Annotated in this window: 9 protein-coding genes; 5 read left to right on the top strand and 4 right to left on the bottom strand. The window is 59.7% G+C overall.

Translation table 11 applies throughout. From position 1 onward, the window contains the following. Positions 1–38: 38 nt before the first annotated feature. Genes K5R88_RS22285 through K5R88_RS22275 form a run of 3 tightly spaced genes read left to right on the top strand, consistent with a single transcriptional unit; the run spans position 39 to position 2606 of the window. On the top strand, positions 39–848 hold the full coding sequence (locus tag K5R88_RS22285; protein ID WP_192226716.1) for a MetQ/NlpA family ABC transporter substrate-binding protein: 810 nt from the start codon (positions 39–41) through the stop codon (positions 846–848). A gap of 2 nt (positions 849–850) precedes the next feature. Beyond that, positions 851–1972, top strand: a complete 1122-nt coding sequence (locus tag K5R88_RS22280; RefSeq protein WP_192417255.1) for a methionine ABC transporter ATP-binding protein — start codon at positions 851–853, stop codon at positions 1970–1972. Next, a complete protein-coding gene (locus K5R88_RS22275; protein ID WP_192226712.1) occupies positions 1962–2606 on the top strand; it encodes a methionine ABC transporter permease in 645 nt (214 codons plus the stop codon). The genes K5R88_RS22280 and K5R88_RS22275 overlap by 11 nt, the downstream gene beginning before the upstream one ends. A gap of 78 nt (positions 2607–2684) precedes the next feature. On the opposite strand, the gene K5R88_RS22270 is transcribed toward K5R88_RS22275, so the two are convergent. After that, positions 2685–5474 carry an RHS repeat domain-containing protein gene (locus tag K5R88_RS22270; RefSeq protein WP_226298369.1) on the bottom strand — a complete coding sequence of 930 codons (2790 nt, stop codon included), beginning with the start codon at positions 5472–5474 and terminating at the stop codon, positions 2685–2687. A gap of 508 nt (positions 5475–5982) precedes the next feature. Here K5R88_RS22270 and K5R88_RS22265 point away from each other — a divergent pair. Then, the gene (locus tag K5R88_RS22265; protein WP_223452771.1) at positions 5983–6348 is read left to right on the top strand and encodes a DUF6124 family protein; all 366 of its coding nucleotides are present in this window, start codon (positions 5983–5985) and stop codon (positions 6346–6348) included. A gap of 172 nt (positions 6349–6520) precedes the next feature. After that, a complete protein-coding gene (locus K5R88_RS22260; RefSeq protein ID WP_226298368.1) occupies positions 6521–7147 on the top strand; it encodes a class I SAM-dependent methyltransferase in 627 nt (208 codons plus the stop codon). Positions 7148–7282: 135 nt separating this feature from the next. Here the strand turns inward: K5R88_RS22260 and K5R88_RS22255 are convergent, their stop codons facing one another. From K5R88_RS22255 to K5R88_RS22245, 3 genes are read right to left on the bottom strand one after another with little or no spacing between them, the layout of a single operon-like run. After that, entirely contained in the window at positions 7283–10336 is a 3054-nt protein-coding gene (locus K5R88_RS22255) for an efflux RND transporter permease subunit (RefSeq protein ID WP_226298367.1), read from the bottom strand. Then, complete coding sequence (locus tag K5R88_RS22250) at positions 10333–11400, bottom strand: efflux RND transporter periplasmic adaptor subunit (protein WP_223452766.1); 1068 nt, start codon at positions 11398–11400, stop codon at positions 10333–10335. The genes K5R88_RS22255 and K5R88_RS22250 overlap by 4 nt, the downstream gene beginning before the upstream one ends. Continuing rightward, positions 11397–12500, bottom strand: a complete 1104-nt coding sequence (locus tag K5R88_RS22245; RefSeq protein ID WP_226298366.1) for an efflux RND transporter periplasmic adaptor subunit — start codon at positions 12498–12500, stop codon at positions 11397–11399. Before K5R88_RS22245 ends, K5R88_RS22250 begins: the two co-directional genes overlap by 4 nt. Between the last annotated feature and the right edge of the window lie 12 nt (positions 12501–12512).

Raw genomic sequence — 12512 nt, 5'->3', positions numbered from 1 at the left:
AAACACCCCAAATTTATGCACTGACTGGAAAAAACATCATGACCAAGAACTACTTCTCTCACCCAGTCAAAGCACTGGCCCTGGCCCTCGGCCTCTTCAGCTCAATCACCTTCGCCGCCGACGCGCCGCTGAAAGTCGGCACCACCGCCGCCTTCGCCATCCCGCTGGAAGCCGCCGTCGAAGAAGCCAATAAACAAGGCCTGAAAGTCGAACTCGTCGAGTTCACTGACTGGATCGCGCCCAACGTCAGCCTCGCCGCCGGCGACATCGACGTGAACTACTTCCAGCACGTGCCGTTCCTGGAAAACGCCAAGGCCGCCGCCGGTTTTGACCTGGTGCCGTTCGCACCAGGCATCATCAACAACGTCGGCCTCTACTCGAAGAAATACAAAAGCTTCGACGAACTGCCGGAAGGCGCCAGCGTCGCCATCGCCAACGACCCGATCAACAGCGGTCGCGGCCTGCAACTGCTGGCCAAGGCCGGCCTGATCACGCTCAAGCCGGGTGTCGGCTACAAGGCCACCGAAGAAGACATCATCGCCAACCCGAAGAAAATCAAAATCCTGCAAGTCGAAGCGGTGCAACTGGTGCGCGCCTATGACGACGCCGATCTGGTGCAGGGCTACCCGGCCTACATCCGCCTGGCGAAGACCTTCGATGCCGGTTCCGCGTTGCTGTTCGACGGCCTCGATCACAAGGAATACGTGATCCAGTTCGTGATCCAGCCAAAAAACAAAGCCGACCCGCGCCTGATCAAATTCGTCGACATCTACCAGCATTCGCCAGCCGTTCGCGCAGCGTTGGATAAGGCCCACGGCAAACTCTATCAAGCCGGTTGGGAAAGCTGAGAATGACGGCCGCGATCCAACGGCGACTGGATATTCCAGAGCCTCAAAAAGCCGAACAGACCGAACTGCACCCCGACCTGAACCGTGCTCACGTGCGCTTCATCGGCCTGGGCAAAACCTACAACGGCCAGCAAGGTCCGGTGGCGGCGCTGCACGGCATCGACCTGGCAATCCAGCGCGGTGAAGTGTTCGGCATCATCGGCCGCAGCGGCGCCGGCAAGTCGTCGCTGATCCGCACCATCAACCGCCTCGAACAACCGAGCACGGGGCGTGTGCTGATCGATCAAGTGGACATCGGCGAGTTCGATGAAGACCGCCTGGTGGCGCTGCGTCGGCGCATCGGCATGATCTTCCAGCACTTCAACCTTATGTCGGCCAAGACGGTTTGGCAGAACGTCGAATTGCCGCTGAAAGTCGCCGGCGTGCCCAAGGAAAAACGCGAGCAGAAAGTTCGTGAACTGTTGGAACTGGTCGGCCTGCAAGAGAAGCACAAGGCCTACCCGGCGCAGCTTTCCGGCGGACAGAAACAGCGCGTCGGCATCGCCCGCGCGCTGGTGCACGACCCGGAGATTCTGTTGTGCGACGAAGCCACTTCGGCGCTGGACCCGGAGACCACGCAATCGATTCTCGGCCTGCTGCGCGAGATCAATCAGCGCCTGGGCCTGACCATCGTGCTGATTACTCACGAGATGGCGGTGATCCGCGACATCTGCGACCGCGTCGTGGTGTTGGAGCATGGCCGCATCGTCGAGCAAGGCCCCGTGTGGGAAGTCTTCGGCAACCCGCAGCATGAGGTCAGCAAGACCTTACTGGCGCCGTTGCAACACGCATTGCCGCAGGAGCTGCAAAGTCGTCTCCAGGCGCAGCCACAGTCGTCCGACGCCGCCGTGGTCCTGCGTTTGCAATTCACCGGCAGCGCCACCGACGAACCGGATCTGGCCGCGTTGTTTGCAGCCCTCGGCGGTCGCGTGCGTTTGCTGCAAGGTGGCGTGGAACGGATTCAGGGCCATGCGCTGGGGCAATTGCTGCTGGCGGTGACCGGCTCACCGCTCGGCGCAGAGGAACTGCGTCAACGCGCCGGCAACTGGGCACAACAGGTGGAGGTGCTGGGTTATGTGGTTTGATCGGTTGCTGCAAGGTTTCATCGACACGTTTTTGATGGTTGGCGTGTCGTCGTTGATCGCGCTGCTGGCGGGGATTCCGCTGGCGGTGATCCTGGTCACCAGCTCCAAGGGCGGGATCTACGAAGCACCGGCGCTGAACCGCGCCTTGGGTGCGTTCGTGAACCTGTTTCGCTCGATTCCTTTTTTGATTTTGATGGTGGCGTTGATTCCGTTTACCCGGCTCATCGTCGGCACCACTTACGGAGTCTGGGCGGCCGTGGTGCCGCTGACGATTGCGGCCACGCCGTTCTTTGCGCGTATCGCCGAAGTCAGTTTGCGTGAGGTGGATTACGGTTTGATCGAAGCAGCGCAGGCGATGGGGTGCCGGCGTTGGCACATCGTTTGGCATGTGCTGTTGCCTGAAGCGTTGCCGGGGATTGTCGGTGGTTTCACGATCACCTTGGTGACCATGATCAACTCGTCGGCCATGGCCGGGGCGATTGGTGCGGGTGGGTTGGGGGACATTGCTTATCGGTATGGGTATCAGCGGTTTGATAGCCAGATCATGTTGACGGTGATTGTGTTGCTGGTGGTGTTGGTGGCGGTGATTCAGTTGGGTGGGGATCGGTTGGCTCGGGGGTTGAACAAACGCTGAAGCAAATGAATGACCTCAACGAGGGGAGCATTTCGCAAACACCTGCCCCCTCCCGTTCAAGCAATAAAGAACTAGCTGTCACTTCGCATATAGCTGACCCAATCGGTGGCCAAGAGATCGGAAAAATGAAGTTTTTTTGGTCTTATTCTGAACGAGTGGACGTGTGACTCGGCTGGTGCCAATGGACGGTTGCACGGGCTCAGCCAATGGTTTGGCAAGTCCCAACATAGATTCTTCATTGTAGATCTGCTGGGCGGTCATCCCTTTAGCCTCCATCTTGAAAATGATGTTCAGGCCTTCACTTTCGCCAAAATTCGCTTTGGCGGCTTCCCAGACACCTTGTTCTTTCAGGTAGGTGATCAAGCCATTGAAATCTCGCTTGTACATGTTCACCAGGCGCTCATACGTTTCGGGCGAGTCAATAGAATTGATTCGAAGTGTTGAATCAAACGACGAGCTCTCGGGAATCGGGGCATAGCTCACTGACTGTTGCTGCGGAGCAATCTCGCGAATCATCGCCTCAACGTCAATTGAGGATTCGGGTTTGTAGTGGCCGGAATGATTGTTGATGACGAGTTTTGAAGGGTCTTGTTTATCAACTTTCAACAGCCCCGCGAACTCTGGAAGGCCCATGCCAGGCTGGATGCCCATGTGCTGATAATGCATGTTGGCAAATAGACGCAGCTTGCCGTCCTGATCACGAAATGCAGCAATGGCATGTCCGAAAGATGATGGGTACCACTCGGAATCCGCCCCCTGGATCACCTCCATTCCTCGGGTATATACCGGACCAGTACTCATGAACGTGTTTTTCTCTTGATCCCACATCAGCTCCTCGAACCATCCGCTATAAATGGTTTTACTGCTTGAGTTGACGATATCGGCGATAAAAATATCGACTGGAATCGATATCGTGCCTTGCCAGTCGTAGAAATTAATCGGGTTGTTCCTCACCATCGCATAGCGATTCAGCCCATCCTTGTCTCCTGCCGGGTCTGGGCACATCCAACGCTGCAACCACGGCGCGTAATACCGGAATCCGTAGTAATAGAGCCCTGTCACATCCCGCTCTTTGCCGGAATAGCGAAACGTTTTGTACTTCGCCACCAACGCATTTTTACCAGCCCAGCATGCGGTGCCGCCGAAGGCGTAATAGTGTTCCTGAGTCAGCACGCCTGCTTCGTGATCCAGCTCCAATGTGCTGGAACCAAGGTGGTCGCAGAGGCTGTAACGCAGTTGATCGGCATGGGTTCCTTCGGGCCAGTGCAAGGACCGAACACTGCAACGTCCCGCTTCGATACTGATGACATGGCGCTCTTCGCCATCGGCCTGGCGGTGGATTTCCAGGTTGGGCAGGTAACGGACTTCAGAACGCCCTGTACGGCCACTGGTCCGGTTGAAATGCACTTTGCGCAGCCGATGGCCAGGGCGGTCGTAGACGTAGCCTTCGTAATCGTCGGGTTCATCGCCGCGCTTGACCAAGGTCACCCGGCTTAACTGGTTGCGGATGTCCCAGGTCATGGTTTGGCCGCGCTGCAACTCCAGTTGATTGCCGCAGGCATCGAAGCCTGACTCGATTTCCGACTCACCGGGCAATGAACCATCGTCCCGCTGCGCCAGGCTGCGGTTGCTGCGGGCGGAGGTGAACATCGAGAAACCCGGCGCGCCACTGTGCTGGCGGGTGATCAGATTGCCCGCCGCGTCGTACTCGAAGCGCTGGGTGTAATTGCGCCGCTGATTGGGGTCCAGCGGTGTGGGCAGTAAATCCGGCAATGCGGGTCCGTGGCTGGGGTTGGCAACTTCCCAGCCGCTGGCTTCGACCAGTTGGGACAGGCTGTCATAGCGATAACGATTGATCGGTTCGATGCGCTGGTTGTTGAACCAGGTAACGGCTTGGGCCTTGTCTTCCAGCTTGATGATGTTGCCCGCCGCATCGTAGACATAATGCAAATCCTGCAACAGCTTCTGACTTCCGACTGTCGCCACCAACCGAATCAGCCGACCGTTCTCGGCGTCGTACTCGGCTTGCGTTTTCACACCGTTGCCAGCGATTTCGCTTTCGATCTGGTCGTGGGCGTTGTAGCGGATGTCGCTGACCAGTTGTTGTGGTGGTCTGCCCTCTCCAGCCATCAGCAGCCAGGTTTCACTCAACCTGCCCGCCACATCGTAGGCAAAGGTCCGGTCATTACCCATGGCATCGGTCTGGCGCTGAATCTCGCCCGTGGGAGAAAAGACGTGCCGCGTGACAAACGACTGATCTTCCAGCAACGCGTCCCGAGCCTCGAACTCGCTTGGCCAGTCCGGTGGTTCAAGGTCGATCAGGAAGCATTGGTTTTCACTCAATTGCGAGCCGGCCAAACCGAAGTCGGGGACGAAGCGGGTACTGGCTGGATTATCGTGGCGGATCAGCTTTGCGCATTGGTTATGCACTGCGAATGCCGGAGCAGAGCCGCCGTAAGTCAATCGCTCGACCACGCGCGGTAGTGCTTCGGCGGGCTGTTCAGTGACGGCTATCGGACGTTGCTGATCGTCAAAGTCGATGTGACGCTGACTGCCTCTGGCGTCCCAGAACGAACGCAGCGAACCGGCCTGATTCAACAGGCTCAGTTGCCAACCGGCATCGACGCTGTCCGTCAGCAAGGGATGGCCGCTCAACCCATGGATCGTCGCCAGATTCGGCTTAGACGCAGACGCCCATAAACGGGGATCCCACGACTCGACCAAACGCCCCGCAGCATCGAAAACCTGCCGGGTGATGCGCGAAGCAATGACGTTCTCGTCCGGATGCCGGCAATAGCCCACCTCGCGAATCGCCAAGGCTCGCGGGTCCATGACCGACAGGGTCGGCGTGTGTGGGTGAGCGTTCACGGTATCGACGGTCCTTCGCTCGAGTGGAGATAAGACTGAGCCTTTTTGGGCCGGGCCGATACTGTAAGAAGTAACAGGTAGCCGCACCGAGAGTGTTGGAGGGGACGGGGGTTGAACAAACGCTGAATCAAGGTTAGCGGTAGGAAATTAACTACAAGTCGGGAAGTTTTCCCACAGAGAAATCAGCACTCCTACAAGGCCAATCCCTTTCATTTGCAGGACGTTTCCTAGATGATTCCGCACGCTTGCGCCTGGCAAATCCGCTGGCTAGTCTCGGTCCGTCACTGCTCATCAGTGATCGGGTTTAGTCGCTCGGACCTACCAGGCGCACAGCGCTACCTCGTGTCGGGTGTTTGTTAATGCCTGAACGTTATGGTGGCTGTGCGCAGGGCACCCTCGGGTGCGCCGGAGTTCCTGGTATCCGGTCGACTAACCTGCGTGCAGCCGCCACCCCTGTTCGTTTAGTCGCGATATCGGTTGGCTCCAATGAGTACCAGGAGTTTTACCAATGAAAAAACCAGTCCCCGATCCACCTCCCGAATCCTCAAGCAAAGACAACGACGATCCGCTCAAAGGACGTTCAGCGCTTTACCACGCAATCGATTTTTACCTCACCCGCGAACATACCGGCGCACCGGACGAACTGCGCTTCTACAACGTCAGCCAGGACGTGAACTTCGAGGACACGCAACTCTATGTCGCCGACCTTCTGCGCTGCGCCTCGGTCACCGCTTATCGGTGTGGCGATCAACTGAAAGGGGCCGACAGGGCCATGGTGTTCTCTATTTGGCATTTGCTGGAAATTGCCAAGGCGATGGTTGATCGGTCCATTGAATGTCTGGGGATGAAGCACACCGGAAACCGGCCTGAATAATCGGTTGACCGTTAAATCGCCTTCGCGGGCAAGCCTCGCTCCTACAGGGTTCGCGTGATCTTCTGGACGGTGTGAAACCTGTAGGAGCGAGGCTTGCCCGCGAATGGCTGCGAAGCAGCCCCGGACCTGATGGCGTATATTCGGCGAATCCCAATTGCCTGCGCAGCCCGCCATGAAACAAACCCCGGACGACCTTGAGAAAATCACCTCCACCACCCTCGGTCATTACAACTCGGTGGCCGAAGGTTTTCGCGAAGGGACGCGTGATCACGATGTCAGCCAGAACATCGACGCACTGCTGCGGCATATTCAGGGTGAGGCGCCGTTCGACATCCTCGACTTTGGCTGTGGGCCGGGTCGGGATTTGCAGACGTTCACGCGCATGGGCCACACCGCGGTCGGCCTCGACGGTTCGGAAAAGTTTGCGAAAATGGCGCGTGAAGACAGTGGTTGCGAGGTGTGGCAGCAGGATTTTCTGAAGCTTGATTTGCCGGCTGAACGCTTTGACGGGATTTTTGCCAATGCGGTGCTGTTTCATATTCCGCGTCAGGAATTGCCACGGGTGTTGAAGGAATTGCGCGGGGCGTTGAGGCCGGGTGGGGTGTTGTTCAGTTCCAATCCGCGTGGTGAGAATCAGGAGGGGTGGAATGGGCCGCGGTATGGGGCTTATCACGATCTTCAGGCGTGGCAGGGTTTGCTGACCGCGGCGGGGTTTGTGGAGTTGGAGCATTACTACCGGCCAGCGGGGTTGCCGCGGGAGCAGCAGCCTTGGTTGGCGAGTGTCTGGCGTAGGGTATAAGGCTCCCAGACCTGCGGTGGCTGAGCTAAAGCCATCGCGAGCAGGCTCGCTCCCACAGGGAACCGGGTTTGCCTGAGCGACTCGTTCCACTGTGGGAGCGAGCCTGCTCGCGAATAGAGCGCGAAGCGCTCTGCTTTACCGGGCCTCTTTTTTCGGCTCGCGAATCTTGTACCAGGCCACATACAGCGCCGGCAAAAACAGCAGCGTCAGCAACGTCGCGATGATGATGCCGCCGATCATCGCGTAGGCCATCGGCCCCCAGAACACTTCCCGGGCAATCGGGATCATCCCCAGGCTCGCCGCCGCAGCCGTCAGCAGAATCGGCCGGCGACGGTGTTCCGTGGCTTGCGCCACCGCATCCCACGGTGACAACCCCTCTTTCTCCAGGGCGTCGATCTGCGTCACCAGAATCACCGAGTTGCGGATGATGATCCCGATCAACGCCAGAATCCCCAGGATCGCCACGAAGCCCATCGGCGTGCCGGTGGGAATCAACGCCAGCACCACGCCGATCAGGCCGAGCGGCGCGACGCTCGCCACCAGGAAAAGCTTCTGCACGCTGTGCAATTGAATCATCAGGAAGGTCGCCATCAGGAACAGCATCAACGGCACCACCTTGGCAATCGGCCCTTGTGCCTTGCCGCTTTCCTCAACCGTACCGCCCGTGGCGACCTTGTAGCCCACCGGCAAAGCGGCGGCGAATTTTTCGATCTCCGGCTTCAGTTGCTTGACCAGATCGGTCGGCTGAATCTCGTCGCGCACCGCAGCCTTGATGGTGATGGTCGGCTTGCGGTCGCGACGCCACACCAGCGGCTGCTCAAGTTCATAGCGCACGGTGGCGAAAGCCAGCAGCGGGATCGAGGTGCCGCTGGGCGTGACGATCTGCAGGTTCTGCAACGTTTCCGGCGTACCGCGCTCCGCGTCCACCGCGCGGCCCACGACGTTGATCAGGTAGATATCGTCATCAACCTGCGTCACCGGCGCACCGACGACGATGCTGTTCATCAGATTGGCCACGTCTTCCGACGACAACCCCAGTTGCCGCACCTTGTCCTGGGCGATGTCGATGCGCAGGACTTTGCCCGGCTCGTTCCAGTCGTAAATGATCTCGCCGATGTGCGAGTTCTTGTCCAGCTCGGTGGCCAGGGCGATGGCATGTTTACGCACCTGGTCGATGTCCTTGCCGCTGACCCGGTACTGGATCGGCCGCCCGACAGGCGGGCCCATTTCCAGCGCCTGGACGTAACTGCCAATGCCGACGAAATCCTTGCGCAAGCGTTCGCGCAAACGCTGACTCAGGGCTTCTCGCGATTCCAGGCCTTTGCTGACGATGACCAATTGCGCGTAGTACGGGTTTTGCAATTGCTGGTCGAGCGGCAGGTAGAAACGGATCGCGCCTTCGCCGATGTAAGTGCTCCAGCGCACGATGTCCGGGTCGTCCTTGAGCGTCGCTTCGAGCTTGTCGACGGCTTTGCGGGTTTCGGCAATCGAAGCGTTTTGCGGCAGGTTCAGGTCGACGAGAATTTCCGGCCGGTCCGAGGACGGGAAGAACTGGTTCTGCACGAACTGCATGGAAAACACCGACGCCACGAACAAGGCAATGGTGATGCCGATGGCCCACCAGCGATTGCGCATGGACCAGAGCATGCCGTAATTGAAGGCACGGCCGATGCGTCCGGGTTCCGCGTCATGAGGTTTCACGTTGGCGCTGAGGATGTGCACGCCGATCACCGGCGCGAACAACACCGCGACAACCCACGACACCAGCATCGCCACGGCAATCACCGCAAACAGCGTGAAGGTGTACTCGCCCGCCGAACTGGCGTTCAGGCCGATCGGTACAAAACCGGCCACCGTCACCAGCGTACCGGTGAGCATCGGGAACGCGGTCGAGGTGTAGGCGAACGTGGCCGCCTGCTCCTTGGTTTCACCCATCTCCAGCCGGGTGACCATCATCTCGACCGTGATCATCGCGTCGTCCACCAGCAGGCCGAGGGCGATGATCAGCGCACCGAGGGAAATCCGCTGCATGGTGATGCCGCTGTATTCCATGAAGACGAAGACCATCGCCAGTACCAGCGGAATCGAGCACGCCACCACTAACCCGGCGCGCACGCCGAGGCTGACGAAGCTGACCACCAGCACGATCACCACCGCTTCGAACAGCGCGCTGGTGAAGCCGCCAACGGCTTTTTCCACCACGGCGGCCTGGTCGGAAACGTTGTACACACCGACGCCCACCGGCAAATCGGCGGTCAGGTCGATCATGCGCTGGTGCAGCGCCTTGCCGAAATCCTGAATGTTGCCGCCCTTCTTCATGGCAATGGCCAGGCCGATGGCCGGATGGCCGTTGTAGCGAAACTCCGGGGTCGCCGGGTCGACATAACCCCGACTGATGTCGGCAATGTCGGCCAGGCGATAGAAGCGATCGTTGAGCCGCAGGTTGACGTTTTCCAGGTCTTTCTCGGACGCGAACTGCCCGGTGGTGCGAATGGAAATCCGCTCGGGACCGGCTTCAATGACCCCGGCCGGCGTCACCGCGTTTTGCGATTGCAGGCTATCCACGACCTGACGCTGATCAATGCCCAGCGCCGCCAGTTTGCGGGTGGAGAAGTTCAGGTAGAGCACTTCATCCTGCTCGCCGACCATCTCGACCTTGCCCAGCCCCGGCACTTCACGAATCTCGGCGCGGACCTGCTCGACGTAATCGCGCAACTGGCGCATCGACAAGCCGTCAGCGGTAAAGGCGTACACCGAACCGAACACATCACCGAATTCGTCGTTGAACCCAGGCCCTTGCAGGCCCTTGGGGAACTGGCCGCGAATGTCGTTGATCTTCTTGCGCACCTGGTACCAGATTTCCGGGATGTCCTTGGCGCTGGTGGTGTCGCGCAGGTTCACGAAGACCGTGGACTCACCGGGTCGTGTATAGCTTTTCACATAGTCGAGGGAGTCGAGTTCTTCGAGCTTTTTCTCGATGCGGTCGGTGACCTGCTTGAGGGTTTCTTCCTGGGTCGCACCCGGCCAGCTGGACTGGATGACCATGGTCTTGATGGTGAACGAGGGGTCTTCCTCGCGGCCGAGGTTCATGTACGAGAACACGCCCATCAGCAGCGCGATGAACATCAAATACCAGACAAACGACTGATGCTTGAGGGCCCATTCGGATAAGTTGAAACTCCCTTTCATTGTGGGCTGTCCTCATCGATTTTCACTTTCTGCCCAGGCTTCAGGCTGTTCACACCGGCACTCACGACACGCTCGCCGGACTTCACGCCGCTGGCCAGGACCATGGTGGAATCGGTGCGGCTGATCAGGCTGATGTCACGCGGGGAAACGGTTTGGGTCTGTGGGTCGATGACCCAGATCCGCGATTTGCCATCGACCTCTTGCAGCGCGGTCAGAGGCAGTTCGATGCGCGGTTTGATCGCAGAGCTGAGGGTGACGCTGATTGCCGTGCCCAGGCGAAACCCCGGTGGTGTGTCAGTCAGGGTCAGGCGGGCGCGACGGGTGCGGGTGGCGCTCTGGGCCTGGGGTTCGATTTCGCGGACGATGGCGGTGGTGGTGATGTTCGGTTCCAGTTGCACGGCGACCTGAAACACCACGTCCGCTGGCAACTGATCGACCAGCGTGTCGGGCAGGTCGATCACCGCTTCCTTGATGTCCGGCTGCGCCAGGGTCACCACTTGCTGGCCGGCGGTCACCACTTGCCCGGCTTCGGCGTTCCACGCGGTGACGATGGCTTTGTGGTCGGTGCGCAACTCGACATAATCGAGTTGGTCCTTGGCCTGATCGACCGCCGCCTTCGCTTGATCGAGGGAGGCCTGAGTGGTTTTCAGATCGGTCTGGGCGATGTCCAGTTGCGCCTGCGCACCGACCCCGCGATCGAACAGCTCCTGCTGACGCCGGGCGTTGGCCTGGGCGTTGATCAGTTGTGCCTGGACCTTCGCCAGATCGCCCAGAGCCGAGCGCAGCTGGTTTTGCTGATCGGTGGGATCGAGGGTCGCGAGCAAGGCGCCCTTCTCGACCTCGGCGCCGACATCGACGTTGCGACTGGCGATGCGCCCCGGTACGCGGAAGCCGACATTGGTTTCGTATCGGGCCTGAATGCTGCCGGCGAAGCGGCCGAGACTCTCCTCGCCCAGCGCCTGGACCTTGATCGACAGCACCGGACGCACCGGCTCTGGCGGCGGTTCTTCTTTTGAGCAGGCCACAAGCAGCACTCCGGCGAACACCAGCAACACGCGCTTCATGGCTGGGCTCCCGCAGCTAAATCCTTGTAGGTGTTTTCGGCGATTTCCACTTTGACGCCGGGGTGCAGCAACTGACCGCCGGCAATGACGACTTTTTCGCCGCCCTGAAGGCCATCGCTGATGATGACTTTGCCGGTCAGGTAACGACCCACCGTCACCGTATGCAATTGCGCCTTGCCCTCGTCATCCACCAGCCACACGGCCGGTTCGCTGAGGTTTTTGGTCAGCGCCGACCATGGCAGCTCGATTGCGGATTTGCTCGGCGTCTTCGCCGTGCCGCTGATCACCGAGCCAAGCTGCATGCCTTCCGGCAGACCGTTAAGGGTGACCTTGACCTGCACCGTACCGGTCTGCGCGGAAACGGCCGGGGTGACTTCCCGAACCGTGCCCGTGGTCTTGATGGCCGGGTTATCGAGCAAGCTCACCACAATCGTTTTGCCCTCAGGGTCCTCTGTCAGCAGCGACTCGTAGACGTTGAACACCGCGTCGCGCTCACCGTCGCGCGCCAGGCTGAAAATCGGCATCGTGGCCTGCACCACCTGGCCGACTTCGGCCTGCCGGGCAGTGATCACTCCCGGCGCGTCGGCGATCAGCGCGGTGTAACTCAGTTGCTCGCGGGCGTTGGCCAGTTGGGCCTGGGCAGCCGTCAGCGCGCTCTGGCTGCTGCGCAATGCGGCCTGGGCAGAGTCGAACTCGCTTTGACTGGTGTAGCCCTTGGGCAGGAGTTTTTGCTGGCGGACGAAGGCGGCGGCGGCCTGTTTGACCCGAGCCTGCTCGGCGACGACCTGTGCCTGGGCCGAGTCGACATTGGTTTGCAGGTCTTTTGGGTCGAGCCTGGCGAGCACTTGCTTGGCCGACACCCGGTCACCGACATCGACCGAGCGCTGGATGATCTTGCCACCGACACGGAACGACAGCTCTGTCTGGACGCGCGCCTGAACATCACCGGTGAGGGTCACGGACGCGGCGTAATTCGCGGCGTTGACGACTTGCACGAACACCCGCGGACGATCCTTTTCGACCTGGGGTTTTTCCCCGCAGGCCCCCAGCAGGACAAGAAGACTCAGGCCAACCACTCTTTTCAATCCGGGACCAGCCATGCAGACTCCTTT

This window comes from Pseudomonas sp. MM213, from assembly GCF_020423045.1.
In the GTDB taxonomy this organism is placed as follows: domain Bacteria; phylum Pseudomonadota; class Gammaproteobacteria; order Pseudomonadales; family Pseudomonadaceae; genus Aquipseudomonas; species Aquipseudomonas migulae.
This window is presented reverse-complemented; position numbering and strand designations above follow the sequence as displayed.